The organism is Sphingomonas panacis, assembly GCF_001717955.1.
Classification (GTDB): domain Bacteria; phylum Pseudomonadota; class Alphaproteobacteria; order Sphingomonadales; family Sphingomonadaceae; genus Sphingomonas; species Sphingomonas panacis.
Genome location: NZ_CP014168.1, coordinates 3,151,481 through 3,171,947 on the forward strand (window position 1 = coordinate 3,151,481; position 20,467 = coordinate 3,171,947).

General features: G+C 67.5%; 19 protein-coding genes. 10 read left to right on the forward strand and 9 right to left on the reverse strand.

The window, feature by feature from the left end; translation table 11 throughout:
• Positions 1–21 precede the first annotated feature (21 nt).
• Entirely contained in the window at positions 22–501 is a 480-nt protein-coding gene (locus tag J0A91_RS14490) for an A24 family peptidase (RefSeq protein ID WP_069205501.1), read from the reverse strand.
• Between the two features lie 48 nt (positions 502–549).
• On the opposite strand from J0A91_RS14490, the gene J0A91_RS14495 reads away from it, so the two are divergent.
• Both J0A91_RS14495 and J0A91_RS14500 read left to right on the forward strand, forming a co-directional pair.
• Positions 550–1,497: an alpha/beta hydrolase gene (locus J0A91_RS14495; protein ID WP_069205502.1), complete on the forward strand. Its 948-nt coding sequence runs from the start codon at positions 550–552 to the stop codon at positions 1,495–1,497.
• Positions 1,494–2,588 carry an NAD(P)/FAD-dependent oxidoreductase gene (locus J0A91_RS14500; protein ID WP_069205503.1) on the forward strand — a complete coding sequence of 365 codons (1,095 nt, stop codon included), beginning with the start codon at positions 1,494–1,496 and terminating at the stop codon, positions 2,586–2,588. The genes J0A91_RS14495 and J0A91_RS14500 overlap by 4 nt, the downstream gene beginning before the upstream one ends.
• Positions 2,589–2,622: 34 nt before the next feature.
• On the opposite strand, the gene J0A91_RS14505 is transcribed toward J0A91_RS14500, so the two are convergent.
• A complete protein-coding gene (locus J0A91_RS14505; protein ID WP_069207349.1) occupies positions 2,623–3,201 on the reverse strand; it encodes a CC0125/CC1285 family lipoprotein in 579 nt (192 codons plus the stop codon).
• Between the two features lie 128 nt (positions 3,202–3,329).
• On the reverse strand, positions 3,330–4,445 hold the full coding sequence (locus J0A91_RS14510; protein WP_069207350.1) for an FAD-dependent oxidoreductase: 1,116 nt from the start codon (positions 4,443–4,445) through the stop codon (positions 3,330–3,332).
• 54 nt (positions 4,446–4,499) lie between these two features.
• On the opposite strand from J0A91_RS14510, the gene J0A91_RS14515 reads away from it, so the two are divergent.
• Positions 4,500–4,946: a MarR family winged helix-turn-helix transcriptional regulator gene (locus J0A91_RS14515; RefSeq protein WP_083224682.1), complete on the forward strand. Its 447-nt coding sequence runs from the start codon at positions 4,500–4,502 to the stop codon at positions 4,944–4,946.
• Positions 4,947–4,983: 37 nt separating this feature from the next.
• On the opposite strand, the gene J0A91_RS14520 is transcribed toward J0A91_RS14515, so the two are convergent.
• Genes J0A91_RS14520 through J0A91_RS14545 form a run of 6 tightly spaced genes read right to left on the reverse strand, consistent with a single transcriptional unit; the run spans position 4,984 to position 9,296 of the window.
• Entirely contained in the window at positions 4,984–5,259 is a 276-nt protein-coding gene (locus J0A91_RS14520) for an HPr family phosphocarrier protein (protein WP_069205504.1), read from the reverse strand.
• Positions 5,256–5,663, reverse strand: coding sequence for a PTS sugar transporter subunit IIA (locus J0A91_RS14525; protein ID WP_069205505.1), 408 nt, complete (start codon positions 5,661–5,663; stop codon positions 5,256–5,258). Before J0A91_RS14525 ends, J0A91_RS14520 begins: the two co-directional genes overlap by 4 nt.
• Positions 5,664–5,679: 16 nt before the next feature.
• Positions 5,680–6,630, reverse strand: a complete 951-nt coding sequence (gene rapZ, locus J0A91_RS14530) for an RNase adapter RapZ (RefSeq protein ID WP_240502026.1) — start codon at positions 6,628–6,630, stop codon at positions 5,680–5,682.
• Positions 6,627–7,055 carry an HPr kinase/phosphorylase gene (locus J0A91_RS14535; protein ID WP_069205506.1) on the reverse strand — a complete coding sequence of 143 codons (429 nt, stop codon included), beginning with the start codon at positions 7,053–7,055 and terminating at the stop codon, positions 6,627–6,629. Before J0A91_RS14535 ends, rapZ begins: the two co-directional genes overlap by 4 nt.
• Positions 7,052–8,620, reverse strand: a complete 1,569-nt coding sequence (locus J0A91_RS14540; protein ID WP_069205507.1) for a sensor histidine kinase — start codon at positions 8,618–8,620, stop codon at positions 7,052–7,054. Before J0A91_RS14540 ends, J0A91_RS14535 begins: the two co-directional genes overlap by 4 nt.
• Positions 8,589–9,296, reverse strand: coding sequence for a response regulator transcription factor (locus tag J0A91_RS14545; RefSeq protein WP_069207353.1), 708 nt, complete (start codon positions 9,294–9,296; stop codon positions 8,589–8,591). The genes J0A91_RS14540 and J0A91_RS14545 overlap by 32 nt, the downstream gene beginning before the upstream one ends.
• 397 nt (positions 9,297–9,693) lie before the next feature.
• Here J0A91_RS14545 and J0A91_RS14550 point away from each other — a divergent pair, with 397 nt between their 5' ends.
• The 7 genes from J0A91_RS14550 (at position 9,694) to J0A91_RS14580 (ending at position 20,459) form a co-directional block, all read left to right on the forward strand.
• Positions 9,694–11,301, forward strand: coding sequence for a phosphoenolpyruvate carboxykinase (locus J0A91_RS14550; protein ID WP_069205508.1), 1,608 nt, complete (start codon positions 9,694–9,696; stop codon positions 11,299–11,301).
• 111 nt (positions 11,302–11,412) lie between these two features.
• Positions 11,413–12,513, forward strand: coding sequence for a mechanosensitive ion channel family protein (locus J0A91_RS14555; protein ID WP_069205509.1), 1,101 nt, complete (start codon positions 11,413–11,415; stop codon positions 12,511–12,513).
• Between the two features lie 95 nt (positions 12,514–12,608).
• Positions 12,609–14,066: an IMP dehydrogenase gene (gene guaB / locus J0A91_RS14560; protein ID WP_069205510.1), complete on the forward strand. Its 1,458-nt coding sequence runs from the start codon at positions 12,609–12,611 to the stop codon at positions 14,064–14,066.
• Between the two features lie 206 nt (positions 14,067–14,272).
• Complete coding sequence (locus J0A91_RS14565) at positions 14,273–15,208, forward strand: helix-turn-helix domain-containing protein (RefSeq protein ID WP_069205511.1); 936 nt, start codon at positions 14,273–14,275, stop codon at positions 15,206–15,208.
• 119 nt (positions 15,209–15,327) lie between these two features.
• Positions 15,328–17,958, forward strand: coding sequence for a TonB-dependent receptor (locus J0A91_RS14570; RefSeq protein ID WP_083224684.1), 2,631 nt, complete (start codon positions 15,328–15,330; stop codon positions 17,956–17,958).
• 1 nt (position 17,959) lies between these two features.
• The gene (locus J0A91_RS14575; protein WP_069205512.1) at positions 17,960–19,054 is read left to right on the forward strand and encodes an NAD(P)-dependent alcohol dehydrogenase; all 1,095 of its coding nucleotides are present in this window, start codon (positions 17,960–17,962) and stop codon (positions 19,052–19,054) included.
• A gap of 1 nt (position 19,055) precedes the next feature.
• Positions 19,056–20,459 carry an aldehyde dehydrogenase family protein gene (locus tag J0A91_RS14580; protein ID WP_069205513.1) on the forward strand — a complete coding sequence of 468 codons (1,404 nt, stop codon included), beginning with the start codon at positions 19,056–19,058 and terminating at the stop codon, positions 20,457–20,459.
• Positions 20,460–20,467 lie beyond the last annotated feature (8 nt).

Here is a 20,467-nt window from a genome sequence, read left to right on the forward strand (position 1 = left end):
CGACGCCCGGCTAATTCCGGCTCAAGCAAATATGCTTGGGTGGTTAAAATGCAGTTCACGCATTGCGAGCAGGGCGGCGAAGGCGATCGCGACGCCGTAAGGCACCTCGATCGGCTTGGCCGGATCGCGCGCGCGATCGAACAGCATGACGATGGTGAGCACGCCGCCGGCGATCGACATCACCAGCAGCATCCACACCAGCAGTTGCAGCGGAAACCACAATGCGAGCGCGCCGATTATCTTGACGTCGCCGCCGCCCATCCAGCCGCGCGCGAACACGAAGCAGAACACGCCGAACACGATCGCGGCGACGCCGATCTGGAGTGCCATGTCGGGCCAGGGCGTCATCCCGCTCGCCCACCACCACAGCGGCGCGAGCAGCGCGATGGCGATGTTCTTCCAGTCGGCGATCTCGCGGCGGCGCGCGTCCTCGATTCCGGCCCACACCAGAAGCAGCGCCAGCGCGCTCGACAACAATGTCACGAATACCGTCCCACCCATGGGAAAAGCGCCTAGACGGAATGGCTTTCAAAAAAGTAACCAGAGCGGATGCTGTCGCCGCACCCCTATCGCCGCGCCATTCCCGCTGGCGCGCGGATCGGCTTCTGGCGTGCGCGCGACGGGTGGATGCTCCGCCGCTTCGACTGGCCGGCGGACGTGACCCCGCGCGGCAGCATCCTGTTCCAGGCCGGGCGCGGCGACGTGTTCGAGAAATATCTGGAGACGCTGGCGCACTGGCACGATCAAGGCTGGTCGATCACCGCGTTCGACTGGCGCGGGCAGGGCGGCTCGGGACGGCTTTCGGGTGATCCCCGCGTCGGCCATGTCGAGGATTTCTCGCTCTATATCGAGGACTTCGAGGAATTTTGGCGGGCGTGGCGCGCTGAGGCGGCCGGGCCGACGGTCGCGATCGGACATTCGATGGGCGGGCATCTCGTGCTGCGCGCGATCACCGAAGGGTGCATCGCGCCGGACGTGGCGGTACTGGTCGCGCCGATGCTGGGGCTGAAGAGCCCGGTCGGCGCGGAGGTCGGCGAATGGGCGGCGCGGCGGATCGGCGGGCGCGGCGACGGTGCGCGGCGCGCGTGGCGCGGCAATGAAATCCCGGCAACGACTGAGACCCGACAGGCGCTGCTCACCCACGACGATGCGCGCTATCAGGACGAAATTTTCTGGCAGACGGCGCAGCCCGACCTGCGGCTCGGCCCGCCGAGCTGGCGCTGGCTGATCGAAGCCTTCGCCTCGACTCGCCTGCTGCGCACCGATTCGCGGCTCGCCGACGTGCGTGTGCCGGTGCTGATGCTGGTCGCCGATTACGACAAACTCGTCTCCGCGCGTGCAGCGCTGCGCGTCGCGTCGCGGCTGCCCGACGTGCGCGTAGTGCGCTTCGGCCGCGAGTGCGCGCATGAGATATTGCGCGAGGTCGACGCGGTGCGTGACCGTGCGCTCGGCGAGATCGACGCTTTCCTCGCGGCGCGGCTGGGGGCCGGCGCATGACACGGTTCGACATCGTCATCGTCGGTGCGGGTATGGCCGGGGCGAGCCTTGCCGCCGCGATCGGTGACCGCGCGCGCGTGCTGCTGATCGAGGCAGAGAGCGCGCCCGGGTATCACGCGACCGGCCGCTCCGCCGCGTTCTGGTCGGAGACGTATGGCGGGCCGGGCGTGGCGCCGCTCACCACCGCGTCGGGTCCGGTGCTGCAAGCGGGCGGGTTCCTCCAGCCGCTCGGCTCGCTGCACATCGGCCGGGCGGGCGATGCCGCGGCGATCGACGCGTTCCTCGCGGAATTCGAGGGCAGCGGCATCGCGCTCGAACCGGTCGATCCCGGCGATCACATCGCCGGGCTGCGCCCCGAATGGACGCTTGGCGTGTTCGAGCCGAGCTGCGCCTATATCGACGTGGCGGGGCTGCATGCGGCGTATCTCGCCGCCGCCCGGCGCGCGGGCGCGGTGCTGGCGGTCGATTCACCGTTGCGCGCGGCGACGCGGGACGGCGGCGGGTGGACGATCGCGGCGGGCGCGGAGACGTATCGCGCGAACATTCTGGTCAACGCCGGTGGCGCATGGGCGGACGCTATCGCGGGACTCGCGGGCGCGGCGCCGATCGGCATCGCCGCCTATCGCCGCACCGTCGTCCAGTTGCTGACCGACCCGCCGGCCCCCGCCGGCCTGCCGCATGTCGCCGACATCGGCGGGCGTTTCTATTTCAAGCCCGAGGCGGGCGGGCGGCTGTGGCTCAGCCCGCATGACGAGACGCCGGCACTGCCCGGCGACGTGCAGCCCGAAGAGATCGACGTCGCGCTGGCGATCGATCGGTTCGAGCATGTTGTCGACTGGCGTGTCGCCAGGCTGGAGCGGCGCTGGGCGGGGCTGCGCAGCTTCGCGCCCGATCGGCTGCCGGTCTATGGCTTCGATGCGCGCGTGCCCGGCTTCTTCTGGTGCGCGGGGCAGGGCGGGTTCGGCATCCAGACCGCCCCCGCCGCCGCCGCGCTCGCCGCCGCCGTGTTGCTGGGGGCAACGCCCGACCCGATCGCCGCCGCGATCGACCCCGCGCGCTATGCGCCCGGACGCTTCGCCACCCCGGCGTGACGCCGAGCCCCGGCGCAAGCCTGGGCGACGGAGATTACCGCCTGCCCGGCTCGGGCATCACGATCGTCGGGCCGAGGTTCTTGATGACATCCCGCGCATCGAACGCCCGCACGTTGCGTTCGGGCTTCGGGCCACGCCCGAGGACGATCTCGGCATGCGCCTCGAACTTCTCGACGGTCTGGATGTCGATGCCGCGATCCCAAAACGGGCTGCCGCCATACGGGCTCCACGATCGCCAGCCGAACCCGCGCCCGTAATAGCTCCACGCCGGACCCCAATAGCCATAAGGCCCGCCGACGAACGGCTCTGGCGTCGCATAGGTGCGCGTGCTCTTGTCGGTCTGTCGGTCGGCCAGCACGAAATAGTCATAGCCCTGCTGCACGGTCAGTTGCGCGGCGCGGAACAGCAGATACCGCTCGACGGTCTCGCGCGGGGTGTAGCCGTTGCCGGCGAAGCTCACCATGAAGCGGTTCGCCTCGATCTGGCGGTCGCTATAGCCGGTGCGCGCGAAGCCCGATCCGGTGGCGGGGCGATACGGGGTCTGCGTAGCGCAGCCAGCGGCGAGCAGGGTGGTGGCGAGTAGCACGCCGGTCAGCATTCGGGATTTGGACATCAGGGCCTCCAAAGGATCGGTGACTGCGACAAACCGTGTCGTGAACACCGCCAAACGAAAACGTCCAGCCGACGATAAAGTCGCCATCGCCAATGTCCCGTGACAAATTTGATACCTGAAACTGCCGATCAGCCACTGAGGCGCGCGCGATAATGGTCGAGCACCGGCGCCGCGCCCTTGCGGGACAACACGGCCGCCAGCCCGTGCGCGGCGTCTTCCGCAGCGGGCGTGGCACGCGCGACCATCGCCGCTTCATAGCGCTCGACAGCCGGCCAGCCCGCGCCCGAGGTCAGCGCCTCGGCAAGATCGACCGCGTCGGCAAGCGCGAGATTGACGCCTTCACCCGCGAACGGCGACATCAGATGCGCCGCGTCACCCAGCAAGGTCACGCCCGGAACGCTCGGCCAGCGATACCCGATCGGCAGCGCATAGAGCGGCCGCACCCCGAGCAGATCGCCGCCGCCGATCAGATCGCGCAGCGCGGACGACCAACCTTCGAACACCGCCAGCGTCGCCGCACGCGCCGCCTCGCGCGGCATGGCGCCGAGCGCCCACGCGTCCGCCTCGTCGATCCGCCAGCCGGCATAGCCGCGAATATGGTCGTGACCGTTCCGCTGCCCGATCAGCACGCGGTTCTCGCCGACCGCGAACATCTTGCCCGCCCCGACCAGAGCATCGACCTGCGGATGCCGCCGCCGATCGAACCCGAGTTCGACGAACACCGCGCCTTCATAGCGCGGCTGGACATCGCTCAGCAGCGCGCGCAGCCGCGACCAGCCACCATCCGCGCCGATCACGATGTCGAACGCCTGTGTACCGCCTGCGGTGACGACAGTGTGGCCGCTCTCGTCCGAGGTAATCGCCTCGACCCGGCTGGCCCAGCGGACCATCCCCTCGGGCAGCGATTCCAGCAGGATGCGGCGCAGCGCGCTGCGGTCGATCTCGGGACGGTCGTCGCCGTGACCGTCGCGGTCGAACAGCAAGGTGCCGTCCGCGTCATATAGCCGGTCGCCCTGATCCTCCGGCCGCGCTTCGGCCAGAAAGGCATCCTCCAGCCCCGCCGCGCGTATCGCGTGCTGCCCGGTCTCCGCATGCAGATCGAGCGAGCCGCCCTGCGGGCGCTCGTCGGCATGCGCGTCGCGCTCGAACACAATCGGGGCGAGACCGTGCAGGTGCAGCAGTCGCGCCAGCATCAGCCCGCCGGGGCCGCCGCCGATGATCGCGATACGTGGGTCGATTGTCATGGTCGCCTCCTCGATGTACATAGGAGCCTATATATAAACATAGGAACCTATGCAATGGTCGATCCCGCCTGGACGCCGATGGTTACGCCCGGCCATTATTTCACCCGGATTGCGCGCGCGCTGGGGCGGATCGGCGACAGGCGGCTCGGGCCGCTAGGGTTCGCGACCGCGCAGCTCCCGGTGCTGTCGGCGCTGCGCGACGGCGAGAGGAAGTCGCAAACCGAGCTGGCGCGCTGGGCCAAGGTCGAGCAGCCAACGATGGCGCAACTGCTCACGCGGATGGAACGCGACGGTCTGGTCCAGCGCGAACCCGATCCCGCCGACCGCCGCAGCAGCCTGATATCGCTCACCGAAAGCGCGCGCGCGAAACTGCCCGCCGGCCGCGAGATCCTGCGTCAGGGCAATGTGGATGCGATGCGCGGGCTGTCCGACGCGGAGGTCGAGACGCTGATCGGGTTGCTGAAACGCGTGCTCGCGAACGTGGAGGCGATGGAGGGGTAAGCTGCTCAATCCTCCCCCTGGCGGGGGAGGACTCCGTTCAATCCTCGCCGAAGCGCGCCTCGACCAGCTCCGCCAGCGTGCTCACCGCATGTTCGGCGCCGTCGCCCTCGGCGCGAATGACGATCGAATCGCCCATTGCCGCGCCCAGCATCATCAGCCCCATGATCGAGGTTCCCGTCACCGATCCGGCGCCATCCTTCTCGACCGCGACTTCGCAGGGCAGGGTGGAGGCGAGCGTCACGAATTTTGCGCTCGCGCGCGCGTGCAGGCCACGCTTGTTGGTGATGAGGACCGTCCGTTCAATCTGGCTCACGCCGCCGCTTCTCCCAGCACTTCGGAGGCTACCGAGATGTATTTGCGGCCAGCTTCGCGGGCTGCGGCGACCGCGTCCACCACTTTCATCGCCTTGCGCGCCGATTCGAGCCGGATCAGCATCGGCAGGTTGATGCCGGCGATCACCTCGATCCGTCCGCGCTCCATCAGCGAAATCGCGAGGTTGGAGGGGGTGCCGCCGAACAGATCGGTCAGCACGATCACTCCGCGCCCGGCATCGACCAGCTTGATCGCTTCGGCGATGTCGTTGCGGCGCGCTTCCATGTCGTCTTCGGGGCCGATCGCGACCGTGGCGATCCGCTCCTGCTTGCCGACGACATGCTCCATCGCGGTCACGAATTCATCGGCGAGCCGACCGTGAGTCACCAATACGAGCCCGATCATCGCGCAATCCTGCTCATCAAACCTGCGTCCCGTCCCCGTCGGCTACCCCCCGGGCGCCCTCCAGCGAGTCTTGCGGCGATGCAGCAAGATCGCGATGCGCGACCGTGGGCGAAAAACCCGCGCCGCGCAACCGCGCCGCCACCCGCTCGGTGACATGAACCGAGCGGTGTCTCCCTCCGGTACAGCCGAAGGCGATGGTGACATAGGATTTTCCCTCCGCCCTGTAGCGTGGCAGCAACAGCAGCAGCAGCGATTCGATCTGCCCGACGGCAGTCTCGTAAGCCGGGTCTTCGGCGATATAGGCGCCGACGTCAGCATCGAGTCCCGTACCGGGACGAAGCTCGGGCACCCAATGCGGATTGCGCAGGAAGCGCATGTCGAAGACGAGATCCGCGCTGCGCGGCAACCCGCGCGCGAAGCCGAACGACATCACCTGCAACGTCGGCTCGCCGAGCCGTTCGCCCGAGAAGGTCGCGCGGACTTGCTGCGCGAGTTCGTTCGCGGTCATGTCGGTGGTGTCGATCAGCCGGTTGGCCCAACTGCGCAGCGGCGCCAGCAGTTCGCGTTCGCGCGCGATCCCGTCCACCGCCGGCCGGTCGAGCGCGAGCGGGTGCCGCCGCCGCGTCTCGGAATAGCGCCGCGCCAGCTCGCCCCCGGCGCAATCGAGGAACAACGTGCCGATGTCGAGGCGATGCCCCTCGCGCAGCGACTCGATCCGGCTGACGATCCGCGCCGGATCGAAATCGCGCGTGCGCGCATCGATGCCGATCGCGAGCGGCTGCGACGATCCGTCCGCGCCCTCGGGCAACGGCGCGCTCAGCAGCCGGTCGAGCAGCGCCAGCGGCAGATTGTCGACGATCTCCCAGCCGAGATCCTCCAGCGTGCGCAGCACGGTGGACTTGCCTGCGCCAGACATGCCGGTGACGAGAAGGATATCCTTACGATCGCCAATACCCATCGCCGTCATGTCGCCTCGCCAGTCACACGCCGCAACGCCAGTTCCACCTTGAGCGGCGCCGAAGCCTCATGAGAATCGGCCCGAATGAGCGGAATTGCAATGCCGTAGATTACCTCAGTCAGCCCCGCTTCGGGCATCCGCACCACCGGCTCGCCGAGCCGCACCACCAGCGCGACGGGCGCCATAGCGCGATGGGGGAGGGGCACGATGCCGATCCCGCGCACCTCGATCAGCCCGGCGATCGTCGCGGGCGGTGCGGCAACCAGCGTGCCGTCCACCACCGTCAGCATCGTCTGGTCGTCGCTCACCAGCATGGCACCGCGATCGATCAGCCGAAGCGCCAGATCGGACTTGCCGCTGCCCGACGCGCCGATCAGCAGCACCGCATGCGCGCGAATCGCGACGCACGTCGCATGGAGCCGCGCGGCCGTCACGCGCGTGGTCCAAGTGGGAGGCGCACCACGAAGCGCGCGCCGTGAAGTCGGTCCTCGCGCGATTCGACGTGGATCGTGCCGTGATGCGCCTCGACGATCGTCCGTGCGATCGCGAGGCCAAGCCCAGAATGCTTGCCGAACGATTCGCTATCGGGCCGGAACGAATGGAAGCGGTTGAAGATCGTCTCGCGCGATTCCTCCGGCACGCCCGGGCCTTCGTCCTCGACGCGGATCACCAGATCGTCGCCATCCTCGGCGGCGGAGATCACGATCACGCCGTGTTCGGGCGAAAAGGAGATCGCGTTGTCGATCAAATTCTCGAACACCCGCTCCAGCCGCGCGCCTTCGCCCAATACGGTGAGCGCGCCGCCGGTCGGCCGGTCGAAGCGCAGCACCACCTCATGCTCGATCCCGCGCGCAGTGTGCTGTGCGATCAGCCCGGTGATCAGCGCGCCCAGATCCACGGACTCGAACTTGGCGCGGCCGAGCTGCGCGTCGAGCCGTGACGCCTCGGAAATGTCGGTGATGAGCCGGTCGAGCCGGTGGACGTCATCGCGCACGATCGCGAGCAATTGCCGCTGAAGCTCGGGATCGCGAACGTTCGCCAGCCCCTCGACTGCCGACCGCAACGACGCGAGCGGGTTCTTCATCTCGTGAGTCACGTCGGCGGCGAAGGCTTCGATCGCGTCGATCCGCGCGCGGAGCGCGAGGCTCATGTCGGACAGCGCGCGCGCGAGCATGCCGATCTCATCACGCCGCGAGGGCAACCGCGGCACCACCACCTCACGCGCGCGCCCCATCCGAACGCGCACCGCCGACCAGGCCAGCCGGCGCAGCGGCCGCACGATCGTGCGGGCGAGGAACAGCGACAGCAGCACCGATACCAGCGATACGATCGCCAGCACCACGCTCAGCCGGAACCGTTCGAGCCGCACCGTCTGGGTGATGTCGCGCGCGTTGACCGTCGTCATCACCACGCCGCCGTTCGGCACGGCGGCGGCGGCGGTGATGACCGGCGTGCGATCGGGCGCGCGCCACACCGTCGCCGGCGCGCGCAGGCTGTTGCGGGCCAGCCGCACGTCGGGCCAATCCGAACCGGACCGGCGCTCGCGGTACAGCGGCGCGCGTGGCGCACCGACCACGGTGTCGATCATCGCATCGAGGAACCGCGCCGCCGCCATGCCCCAATCCTGCTTGTCGGGGTCGAGCAGAACGAAGTTGCGCTTGCCCAGCGCGCGCGTGTCGAGCACTGGCCGCGCCGCGCGATCGTAGAGGCGGATGCGCGTGCCGGTATCGCGCGCCAGCCTGAGCGCAACCGCTGGCCGCGCGTCCGGCGCGACCGCGCCGAGCGCCTCGGCGATCAGCCGTGCTTCCCGGCTCGCCTGCGCGACGCGGCTGTCGACGATGCGGCTGCGATACGAATCGAGATAGAAGAACCCGCCCGCCAGCATCGCCAGCGCGAACACATTGACGAACAGGATGCGCGGGGTCAGCGAGACCCGCGCGGACCAGCGCAGCGTCAGCTCGCGGTCGTCACTCCTCGGAGAAGCGATAGCCGGCTCCATACAGCGTCTCGATCGCGTCGAAATCGGCGTCGGTCTGGCGGAACTTGCGCCGCACGCGCTTGATGTGGCTGTCGATCGTGCGGTCGTCGACATAGATGTCGTCGTGATAGGCGGCATCCATCAACTGGTTGCGCGTCTTCACCACGCCAGGGCGCTGTGCGAGCGCCTCGAGGATCAGGAACTCGGTGACGGTTAGCGTCACGTCGGCGCCGTTCCACGTCACGCGGTGGCGCGCCGTATCCATCGACAGCCGCCCGCGAACCAGCACCGTCTCGGTCGGCTCACCGCCTTCGGCCGCGCCCGGCGACGACACTTCGGTGCGGCGCAGGATGGCGCGGATGCGCGCGATCAGCAGCCGCTGCGAGAAGGGCTTGGCGATATAATCGTCCGCGCCCATCGCCAGCCCGAGCGCCTCGTCGAGCTCGTCGTCTTTCGAGGTGAGGAAGATCACGGGGATCATGCTCTTCTCGCGCATCCGCCGCAGCAGCTCGAGCCCGTCCATGCGCGGCATCTTGATGTCGAAGATCGCGAGATCGGGCGGATTGTCGATCAGCGCCTTGAGCGCGGTTTCGCCATCCGAATAGACGCGGGTGAGGAATCCCTCCGCCTGGAGCGCGATCGACACCGAGGTGAGGATGTTGCGGTCATCATCGACGAGCGCGATCGTAGCCGTCATCGCAAGCACACCTTCGTTACTGGGAGACCGCGTTAGTGCAAAGCACGTGATCGCTCAACAGCGTGGAGGCGCGGAGTTGGTTCGCGCAGAGGCGCAAAGGGCGCTGAGGGGGTGCGCGCAGGGCGCCGGGCGGGTTCCGGTCATCCGGCTATCAGGGCGCTTCGCGCCTTCAGGTCATTCTGCTCTCTCATCTTCTTCTTCTCTTTGCGCCTCCGCGTGAACCAAAATCCGACAGATCCCACCAGCGCGCCGATCCGCGATTTTCCCCGCCCTGTCTCGCTGGCGTTCACGCCGGATCGGACGCGTTTGACCGGCGGGGGTGCGAGCGATATGCCAATCAGGTCATTGAGACACGCGCACGATCGATACGACCGGCCGTACTGGGGAGACTGAACTGATGAGCGATCGCATTCCGAACGCTGGCCTTGCCGCGCAGGGCATCGAGACCAAAGCCAAACTCAACTGGAATTTGCCGACCGCGCGGCTCGTCGAGGCGGCGGTCGCGCGCGGCGAAGGCCGCCTGTCGATCGACGGCGCGCTGGTCGTCGAGACGGGCGCACACACCGGCCGCTCCGCGCAGGACAAGTTCATCGTCCGCGATGCCGAGACCGAGAACACCGTCTGGTGGGGCAAGACCAACAAGGGCATGACCCCCGATCAGTTCGCGGCGCTGAAAGCCGATTTCTTCGCCGCCGTCGCGAGCAAGGACGAACTCTTCGTGCAGGATCTGTTCGGCGGGTCGCAACCGGAATATCGCGTCCATGTCCGCGTCGTCACCGAACTGGCGTGGCACAGCAGCTTCATCCGCACGCTCCTGGTCCGGCCCGAAGAGGACGAACTCAAGGACTTCGGCGCCGAATACACGATCATCGACCTGCCGAGCTTCCGCGCCGATCCAGCGAAGCACGGCACGCGCACCGAGACGGTGATCGCGGTCAATTTCACCGAAAAGCTGATCCTGATCGGCGGCACCAAATATGCCGGCGAGATGAAGAAGTCGGTATTCGGGCTGCTCAACTACAAGCTGCCGCCGATGGGCGTGATGCCGATGCACTGTTCGGCCAATATCGGCCCGGATGGCGATACGGCGGTGTTCTTCGGCCTGTCGGGCACCGGCAAGACGACGCTGTCGGCCGACGCCAGCCGCACGCTGATCGGCGATGACGAGCATGGCTGGTCCGATACCGCCGTGTTCAACTTCGAGGGCGGCTGCTATGCGAAGATGATCAACCTCTCGCCCGAGGCCGAGCCGGAAATCTACGCCACTACCAAGCGGTTCGGCACGATCCTCGAAAACGTCGTGATGGACGCCGAGACCCGCACGCTCGATTTCAACGACAACAGCCTCGCCGAGAACAGCCGCGGTTCGTACCCGATCGACTTCATTCCCAATGCCTCGGCCGAGAACATGGGGCCGGTCCCGAAGAACATCATCTTCCTCACCGCCGATGCCTACGGCGTACTTCCGCCGATCTCGAAGCTCACCCCCGATCAGGCGATGTACCATTTCCTCTCGGGTTATACCGCGCGCGTCGCCGGCACCGAGATCGGTGTGACCGAACCCTCGGCGACCTTCTCGACCTGCTTCGGCGCGCCGTTCATGCCGCGCCACCCTTCGGTCTACGGCAACCTCCTGAAAGAGCGGATCGCCAAGGGCGGGGTCGATTGCTGGCTGGTCAACACCGGCTGGACCGGCGGCAAATACGGGGTCGGCCGCCGCATGCCGATCAAGGCGACTCGTGCGCTGCTCAACGCAGCACTCGACGGCAGCCTCAACGGTGCCGAGTTCCGCACCGATCCGAACTTCGGCTTCAAGGTGCCGGTCGCGGTGACCGGCGTCGATTCGGCGATCCTCGATCCGCGCGAGACCTGGGCAGACAAGGATGCGTATGACGCGACCGCGAGCCGGCTCGTCGATCAGTTCGTCGAGAACTTCGCGCAATTCGCCGATCACGTCGACGAAGGCGTGCGCCAGTCCGCGCCGAAGACCTCCGCGAGCGTATAACCGGCCGATCGCACCCGGGCGGTGGGCCGTATCAGGCCGACCGTCCGGCACGACTCGCCGTCATGCTGCACCTGCGAGGAACGCTTGCCCGCGTGAGCGGTTATCGGTGGCATGTCGACCGTAGCAATCGCCGGATGGGCCGTTCCCGCATCGCTCGTAAACCTCGCGACGATCGCGGTCACCGTGCTGCTCGCGCTCGCGTTGCACTGGCTGGTGATGAACGCGCTTCGCCGAATCGCCGAGCGAACGCCCGGTTCTGCCGACGACATCTTTGTCAACTACGCCAAGCGCCCGCTGCAATTCATCCTCATCACGCTTGGGCTGGCGATGGTTCGCGAGTCGCTCGATCTCGGTAAGACCGGAACGATCCTGTGGGCGCGCACCGCCGGCATGCTGGTGCCTGCGCTGATCGGCTGGCTGGCGATCAACATGATCCGCGCGAGCGACAAGGCGATCTCGCTGTTCGCCGACATCTCGGTCGCCGACAACCTGCGCGCGCGCCGCAGGCGGACGCGCAGCGCGATCCTCACCCAGATCGCGCTGCTCGGCGTCGGCTTCGTGACGATCTGTCTTATGCTGCTGAGTATCCCGAGCGTGCGCAGCGTCGGCGTCACGCTTATGGCCTCGGCCGGTCTCGCAGCGCTCGCGGTCGGCGCCGCCGCGCAGCCGCTCCTCAAGAACGTCATCGCCGGCATCCAGATGGCCTTCACCGAGCCGATCCGGCTCGATGATGTCGTCATCATCGAAGGCGAATGGGGCAAGATCGAGGAGATCCGTCTCACCTATGTCGTGGTAAAGATCTGGGACGAGCGCAGGCTGGTCGTTCCCGTCTCGAAGTTTCTCGAGGACAGTTTCCAGAACTGGACCCGGACCGGCTCGCAACTGCTCGGCTCGGCGTTCTTCTATCTCGATCCGACCGCCAACATCGCCCGCCTGCGCGAAAAATACACCGAGATCGTCAGCAGCAACCCGCGCTGGGACGGGCGCGCGCAGGTACTGCAAGTCACCGACATGAAGCCCGACGCGATCGAAGTCCGCATCCTCGCCACCGCCCGCGACGCGCCCACCGCGTTCGATCTGCGCTGCGACCTGCGCGAAGCGATGCTCGCCTATATCCGCGACGAAATGCCCGAGGCGCTCCCACGGCACCGCGCGGAACTGGGGCGGGATGCATGGAAGCCGGAACGGGACGGGGCAGGCGGAATGCCCTAACCGCAATCGTCACCCCGCACCCCTAGCGCCAGCGGGGGCCGTTGTTTACATGGACCGCCACGACTCGCTTCCCACTAAGCAGGACACGGCACTTCATGGACATTCGCCTCGGCCTCACTTTCGACGATGTCCTGCTGTACCCGGCCGAGAGCGATATCGTCCCCAGCCAGACCAACACCGCCACCCAATTGACGCGCGGCATCGCGCTCGACATCCCGATCCTGTCCTCGGCGATGGATACCGTCACCGAGGCCGACATGGCGATCGTGATGGCGCAGCTCGGCGGCATCGGCGTGCTCCACCGCAACCTGACGGTCGAGGATCAGGTCGCCGCGGTGCGTGCGGTCAAGCGCTTCGAAAGCGGCATGGTCGTCAACCCGATCACGATCGCCCCCTCCGCCACGCTCGCCGAGGCGCAGGCGATCATGAAGCGCCACAAGATCAGCGGCATCCCGGTGGTCGAGGCCGACGGCCGGCTCGTCGGCATCCTCACCAACCGCGACGTGCGCTTCGCCGAGAACCCCGCGCAGCCCGTCTCCGAGCTGATGACGCACGACAATCTCGCCACCGTCTCGCCCGGCGTGACGTCGGAAGAGGCGCGCCGGCTGCTCCACCAGCGCCGCATCGAAAAGCTGATCGTGGTCGACGACGCGTATCGCTGCATCGGCCTTATCACCGTCAAGGATATCGAGAAGGCGGTTACCTATCCCAACGCGACCAAGGACGGCACCGGACGGCTTCGCGTCGCCGCCGCCACCACCGTCGGCGACAAGGGGTTCGACCGCACCGCCGCGCTGATCGACGCCGAACTCGATCTCGTCGTGATCGACACCGCGCACGGCCATAACCGAGACGTCGCGCGCGCGGTCGAGCGGGTCAAGAAACTCTCCAATTCCGTACAGGTGATCGCCGGCAACGTCGCCACCGGCGAGGCCACGCGCGCGCTGATCGACGCTGGCGCGGACGGCATCAAGGTCGGCATCGGCCCCGGCTCGATCTGCACCACCCGCGTCGTCGCCGGCGTCGGCGTGCCGCAATTGACCGCGGTGATGGACTGCGCCGAGATCGGCCAGAAATACGGCGTCCCCGTCATCGCCGACGGCGGAATCCGTACCTCGGGCGACATCGCCAAGGCGCTCGCCGGCGGCGCATCGTGCGTGATGATCGGCTCGCTTCTGGCCGGCACCGAGGAAGCGCCGGGTGAGACCTTCCTGTACCAGGGCCGCGCCTACAAGAGCTATCGCGGCATGGGCTCGGTCGGCGCGATGGGCCGCGGCTCGGCCGACCGCTATTTCCAGGGCGACATCAAGGACCAGCTCAAGCTGGTGCCGGAGGGGATCGAAGGGCAGGTCGCGTACAAGGGGCCGGCCAGGGACGTGATCCACCAGCTCGTCGGCGGCATCCGCGCGGCGATGGGCTATACCGGCTCGGCGACGATCGCGGAGTTGCAGAAGCGTGCGCGCTTCGTGCAGATCACTGGCGCTGGCTTGCGCGAGAGCCATGTCCATGACGTGACCATCACCCGGGAAGCGCCGAACTATCCGACCCGGTAAGCGGTGCGGTGGGGGCGGTGATCTCTCGGTCAGCGCCGCCGCATCCCGCGCCGGACTCGTCGCCGCAATAGCGCGCTCGCGCCAAGCCCAACCCGCGGCTCGATCGACTGACGGTCGCGGGGTATGCGCGCTTGCCGGCCCCGCGCCGTGGCCCTAAGCCTCTCGGATCGCGCGCAGACGACGAGATGAGGATAGGATCTGGAGCAATGGCGCTCACCACCCGGCTATCGACCAGCAGCCAGCCAGCGGACGGACGACTCGATTACTGGAACGAGCGCGTGTCGGGCATCTTTCCCGGGATCGTGATCGACGGCGAACGCGATCTTGCCGCCGAATGGGAGACGTGCCGGCTCGGTGACATCGTCGTGTCGGTCGCGCGGTCCGATCGTGCCACGATCCGCCGCTGGAGTGGCCCCCGGCCGCCGGCCGCCACCGATCGCGGCAAGATCCATCTCCAGCATTCGGGGTTCAGCACCACCGTGCAGCGCGGCCGCTCTGCCGCGCTGGTGGCGGGTGACCTCACCTATTGCGCGGTCGACGAGCCGTACGAGCTTCAGGTTTCCGAGCGCAATGAGATGTTCGTCATCGACTTTCCGCTGTCCGCGTTTCGCGAGCGGGCGGCCGCGCCAGCGCTGGTCGTCGATCATCGCGCGCCCTCCGCCGGGTTGTTGCGGGATTTTCTCGGTTCGATCTTCCGCCAGCATTGGCCGGAGACGATCGATCCCGAGGAGACCGACGCGCTCGGCATGACCGTCGGCCATCTCATCGGCCGCTGCTTCGGGCAAGTCGGGGCGCCCGAGGCCGCCGAGTGGAGCAACGCGCGACGCCGTGTCCTGGCCTATGTCGACGCGAACCTCGCCGACAGTTCGATGCGAACCGGGCAGATCGCACGGGCATTGTCGCTGCCGCCCCGGGCGGTTCAGGGGGTGTTCGCCGATCTGGCGACGACGCCCACCGCCTACATCATCGACCGGCGGTTGAGCATCGCCGCGCAGCGATTGAAGGAGTCGCCGTCGACCCAGTCGATGACCGATCTCGCCTATGAACTCGGCTTTGCCGATGCGGCGCATTTCAGTCGTCGTTTCAAGGCGCGGTTCGGCGTTCCCCCCGGCACGTTCTCACGCCGCCGCGCCGACGGCTGACCGGCAGGCGCACAGGCGTTCAATCGCAGCCCGCTGTCCGTTCAAGACGGACACCGCGCCTTGCCCCATACATCCGCTCAAGCCGAACACGGCTGTCACGGACTCCTGGGGAGGAAAGAATGCGTCACGTCACTCGCGCGGCGGTCAGCATAATCGCGCTTTGCACCGCTACCACTGTACACGCCAGAATTCAGCCGCAAGCCCAACCGGGCGGCGACCCGGCGAACCCGCCGGCGGCGGCTCAGCCGGCCGAGACCGGCGGCGTCCCCGACATCGTCGTCACTGCGCAGAAGCGATCGGAGAACGTCCAGTCGGTGCCGATCGCGATCAGCGCCTTCACCGCGAACGCCCTGCAGGAACGGGGCGTCGGCAGCATCGCCCAATTGTCCGGCCTGGCACCCAACGTCAATCTCGATGCGGGAACACCGTTCTCGGGATCGCCCTCGGTGCTGTCGGCCTATATCCGCGGCATCGGATCGGACGATTTCGCGTTCAACATCGATCCGGGTGTCGGCATCTATGTCGACGGCGTCTATCTCGCCCGCTCGGTCGGGGCGAACCAGGATCTGCTCGATGTCGAACGGGTCGAGGTGCTCAAGGGGCCGCAGGGCACGCTGTTCGGGCGCAACACGATCGGCGGCGCGATCTCCGTGGTGACGCGCGATCCCGGCGACACGTTTCGCTTCAAGGCAGACGTGACGACCGGTAGCTACGGCCTGCTCCAGGCGCGTGGCACCGCCGATCTGCCGATTACCGACGATCTCGCCGGCGCGCTGACCTTCGGCGTGAAGACGCGCACCGGGTATATGAAACGGATTCCCTATCCCGATCCGCTTGCGGCGAACAGCGCGAGCTACACCGGCTTTCCATCATCGGGCTATTCGTCGCCGAGCGACGAGGGCGGCGACAACAACTGGAACCTGCGCGGCAAACTGAAATGGAAGGGCGAACACGTCACGGTGACGCTGACGGGCGACTACACGCGCGAAAATTCCACCGGACTCGCCAACACACTGCTCGGCACGGCGGGCAATGTTCCCGGCAATTTCGGGGGCACGGCCAACCTGCCGGGCACCGCGTTCGACCCGACCGGCACGACCGGCTTCCTGTTCGCCGGCCTGTACAATTTCTGCATCGGCGCGAACACCGCGCAGATCGCGGCGCGAAACGCCCAGGCGCTGTGCGGCGTTCGCGGCACCCAGTACAACACGGCGCTGCACCAGCAACCGATCGCGGGCGTCAACGTCGACGGTAATCCGAACAACAACCTGCTGCCGTACGACAACCGCTTCCTGACCGGCAACAAGGACACCAGCTACGCCACCGGCAATGACTTCTCGCGGATGACGAGCTACGGCTTCGCTGGAACGGTGGAATGGAACCCGGCGCCGAACACGACGCTGAAGTCGATCACCGCGTATCGCCAGCTCGACTGGCGCTCGGGCGTCGATGGCGACGGCTCGCCGCTCAACTTCCTTCAGCTCAGTTTCGCGATGCACCAGTGGCAGTTCAGCCAGGAGGTGCAACTGCTCGGCACGTTGCTCGATGACAAGCTGCACTATGTGCTGGGCGGCTATTACTTCAAGGAAAAGGGCGGCCTGCACGACTATGTCACGTTCGCGGAAGGTCTGCTCCAGGTCGATGGCCCCAACGCCCTGGAGACGCAGAATTATGCCGGATTCGGGCAGATCGACTATCGCCCGATCCCGCTGCTCGGCGTGACGCTGGGGGGCCGGTACACTCGCGAGGACAAACAGTTCGAGGGTGGCCAGCAGGATTTGAACGGGTTCAACTACAAGCTGTTCGGGTGCAGCGACCCGCAGGGTAACATTACGCCGAACGGCCCGTTTCCGCTCGCTCCGGTGACGTGTCAGCAGGGCACCGGATACCCCGATCCCGCCAACCCGATCCGCGTCTATGCGCCGGGCGTCAACACGCAGAGTTTCCAGAACTTCTCGCCCAAGGTCGGCGTCCAGCTTTACCCGATCGATCGGGTCATGGCGTATGCGAGTTGGTCGAAGGGCTACAAGACCGGCGGCTGGACGACGCGCCTCACCAACCCCCAACCCACCGCGCAGCCGTTCGGACCCGAAAAGGCGACGACGTGGGAAATCGGCATCAAGTCGCAGTTCCTCGATCGCAAGCTGCAACTGAACGCCGCCGCCTTCACCACCGAGTATCAGGGTATCCAGCTCAACTTCCAGCAAGGCACCTCGCCGACGATCCGCAACGCCGGCGACGCCCGTATTCGCGGTGTCGAGCTGGAGGCGGTGGTGGCGCCGGCGCGCGGTCTGGTCGTCAATGCCTCGGTCGGCTTCATCGACGCGCGCTATACCTCGGTGTTGCCGGGCGTCCTCGCGGTCAGCGCGCCCAATGCGTTCCAGGCGGGCACCTTCGTCGGTGCGGATCTGCCCAAGACTCCCAAATGGAAGATCAACGTCAGCCCGCGCTACGAAGCGCATCTGGGCAACGGCGCCACCATGATCCTGCTCGCGGACTGGACCCATGCGACCAGCGTATGGAACGATGCGCAGCGCACGTACCTGCTGCGCCGCCCCACCATCGACGTCTTCAACGCCAGCGTGGCTTATCGCGAACCGGGCGGGAAGTGGACGCTGACCGCCGGCGGCACCAACATCACCGGCAACCGCTATCTGACGACGGGCAATGAGAACATCAGCGACGGGGTGTTCTTCGGCACCTATAGCCGGCCCGCCGAATGGTATGTCCGTCTCGGCGTGAGTTTCTGACATGCCACACGCGATCCGGGCAGCCGTCACACGCGACGGCGGGCGAACCGCAATCGAGGCGCTGACGATCGACGATCCGCGCATCGATGAGGTCTTGGTGAAAATCGTCGCGACCGGCGTCTGCCATACCGACATGGTGATGCGCGACGGATTGCTGCCGGTGCCCCGGCCGGTGGTGCTGGGGCATGAGGGCGCCGGCCATGTCGTCGCGGTGGGCAGCGCGGTCGAGGGGTTGGCCCCCGGCGACGCGGTGGTGCTGAGCTTCGCGAGTTGCGGTGCGTGCCGCTGCTGCGTCGATCATCAGCCGGCCTATTGCCATCAGTTCGTGCCGCTCAACTTCCTGGCGACGCGCGCCGACGGCTCGACCGCGTTGCACGGGCCGGGCGGCGGCGATGTCCACAGCCATGTCTTCGGCCAGTCTTCGTTCGCGACTCATGCGATCGTCTCGGCGCGCAATGTCGTGAAGGTGGATGCCGACCTGCCGATCGAGATGATGGGGCCACTCGGATGCGGCTTCCTGACCGGCGCGGGCGCGGTGTGGAACGCGCTCGGCGTGCGGGCGGGCGATTCGATCGCGATCCTGGGCACCGGCGCGGTCGGGCTGGCGGCGGTGATGGCGGCGCGGATCGCCGGCGCGACGCGGATCGTCGCGGTCGACCGTTCGCCCGAACGGATCGCGCTGGCGCGAGACCTCGGCGCGACCGAGGGGCACGTCGCCGACGGCCGGACGCTCGATCAGTTCGGCATCGCCGGTGTCGACCATGTCCTCGACACCACCGGTCACGCGCCCCTCGTCGAGCAGGGCATCGGCGTGCTCGGGCCGCGTGGCCGGATCGGCCTGCTCGCCGCGTTCGCGCCCGACACGATGATCCGGTTCGACGCCGCGCATGTGATGAGCGCCGGCCGCCTCATCATCGGCATCGTCGAAGGATCGTCCGATCCCCAGACGACGATCCCGGCGATGATTGAGCATTGGCGCTCGGGCCGCTTCCCGATCGAGAAGCTGATCGAATTTTTCCCCCTGGACGCGATCGAGGACGCGATCGCCGCCGGCGAGAGCGGTCGCGTCGTCAAACCCGTCGTGAGGATGATCTGACATGACCGAATATCACCTGCTGATCGACGGTGCGCTGGAAGCGGGCGCCGCGACGATCGACGTGGTCAACCCGGCGACCGCGCGCGCCTTCGCCACCGCACCGCGCGCCGACCGGGCGCAGCTCGACCGGGCCGTCGCCGCGGCCCGCCGCGCATTCCCCGCCTGGGCGGCGCTCGGCTATCCGGCGCGGCGCGAGCGGCTGGAGGCGTTCGCGGATGCGGTGGCGGCGCGGTTCGACGATTTCGTGGCGCTGCTGACGCTCGAACAGGGCAAGCCGTTGGCGCAGGCCGCACACGAGATCGGCGGGACGATCGCGGCGTTGCGCTATTTCGCCGCGCAGACGCTTGAACCCCACGTGATCCGCGCGACCGATCTCGAGCGGATCACCGAACACCGTGCGCCGCTTGGCGTCGTCGCCGCGATCACGCCGTGGAACTTCCCGATGATCCTGCTGATGCTGAAGGTGGCACCGGCGCTCGTTACCGGCAACACCGTCATCGCCAAGCCCGCGGCGACGACCCCGCTGACGACGCTGCTGCTCGGCGAGGTGGCGGCTCCGATCCTGCCCGCAGGCGTGTTCCAGACGATCGCCGACGCGAACGATCTCGGCGCGGCACTCGCCGCGCACACCGGCGTCGCGCACGTCAGCTTCACCGGCTCGACCGCGACCGGCAAGAAGGTGTTGGTCGCCACCGCCGACCGGCTCGCGCGCTCGACGCTCGAACTGGGCGGCAACGACGCGGCGCTTGTGCTCGACGATGCCGATGTCGCCACCGTCGCACCGGGAATTTTCGCCGCGGCGATGCTCAACGCGGGACAGGTCTGCCTGGCGGCGAAGCGGGTCTATGCGCCGGCATCGCTCTACGAGGCGCTGTGCGCGGCGCTGGCGGCGCTGGCCGACGCGGCGGTGGTCGGCGACGGGCTGGAGCCGGGGACGCAGATCGGCCCGGTGCAGAACCGCGTGCAATATGAAAAGGTGCTCGGCTATCTCGCCGACGCGCGCAACTCAGGCCGGATCATCGCCGGCGGCGAGGCGATCGCGCGCGACGGCTATTTCATCGCGCCGACCATCGTGCGGGATATCGGCGACTCGGCGTCGCTGGTGCGCGAGGAGCAGTTCGGCCCGGTGCTTCCGATCCTCTCCTACGACACGCTCGACGAAGCGATCGAGCGGATCAATGCGAGCGACTATGGGTTGGGCGGCACAGTATGGACCGCCGATCCGGCGCGCGGCGAGGACGTGGCACGCCGCATCGACAGCGGCACGATCTGGGTCAACCGCCATCTGGATCTGCCCTTCGACGTGGCGTTCGGCGGCGCCAAGCAGTCGGGGATCGGCCGCCAGCAGGGGCTCGCGGGACTGGAGGAATTCACCCAGGCGCGAGTGGTCAACGTCGCGCTTTGAGCATCGCA

Coding starts and splice junctions, on each gene's coding strand:
- J0A91_RS14490 (WP_069205501.1), bottom strand. CDS start 501: ATGGGTGGGACGGTATTCGTGACATTGTTGTCGAGCGCGCTGGCGCTG.
- J0A91_RS14495 (WP_069205502.1), top strand. CDS start 550: ATGCTGTCGCCGCACCCCTATCGCCGCGCCATTCCCGCTGGCGCGCGG.
- J0A91_RS14500 (WP_069205503.1), top strand. CDS start 1,494: ATGACACGGTTCGACATCGTCATCGTCGGTGCGGGTATGGCCGGGGCG.
- J0A91_RS14505 (WP_069207349.1), bottom strand. CDS start 3,201: ATGTCCAAATCCCGAATGCTGACCGGCGTGCTACTCGCCACCACCCTG.
- J0A91_RS14510 (WP_069207350.1), bottom strand. CDS start 4,445: ATGACAATCGACCCACGTATCGCGATCATCGGCGGCGGCCCCGGCGGG.
- J0A91_RS14515 (WP_083224682.1), top strand. CDS start 4,500: ATGGTCGATCCCGCCTGGACGCCGATGGTTACGCCCGGCCATTATTTC.
- J0A91_RS14525 (WP_069205505.1), bottom strand. CDS start 5,663: ATGATCGGGCTCGTATTGGTGACTCACGGTCGGCTCGCCGATGAATTC.
- rapZ (WP_240502026.1), bottom strand. CDS start 6,630: ATGACGGCGATGGGTATTGGCGATCGTAAGGATATCCTTCTCGTCACC.
- J0A91_RS14540 (WP_069205507.1), bottom strand. CDS start 8,620: ATGGAGCCGGCTATCGCTTCTCCGAGGAGTGACGACCGCGAGCTGACG.
- J0A91_RS14545 (WP_069207353.1), bottom strand. CDS start 9,296: ATGACGGCTACGATCGCGCTCGTCGATGATGACCGCAACATCCTCACC.
- J0A91_RS14550 (WP_069205508.1), top strand. CDS start 9,694: ATGAGCGATCGCATTCCGAACGCTGGCCTTGCCGCGCAGGGCATCGAG.
- J0A91_RS14555 (WP_069205509.1), top strand. CDS start 11,413: ATGTCGACCGTAGCAATCGCCGGATGGGCCGTTCCCGCATCGCTCGTA.
- guaB (WP_069205510.1), top strand. CDS start 12,609: ATGGACATTCGCCTCGGCCTCACTTTCGACGATGTCCTGCTGTACCCG.
- J0A91_RS14565 (WP_069205511.1), top strand. CDS start 14,273: ATGGCGCTCACCACCCGGCTATCGACCAGCAGCCAGCCAGCGGACGGA.
- J0A91_RS14570 (WP_083224684.1), top strand. CDS start 15,328: ATGCGTCACGTCACTCGCGCGGCGGTCAGCATAATCGCGCTTTGCACC.
- J0A91_RS14575 (WP_069205512.1), top strand. CDS start 17,960: ATGCCACACGCGATCCGGGCAGCCGTCACACGCGACGGCGGGCGAACC.
- J0A91_RS14580 (WP_069205513.1), top strand. CDS start 19,056: ATGACCGAATATCACCTGCTGATCGACGGTGCGCTGGAAGCGGGCGCC.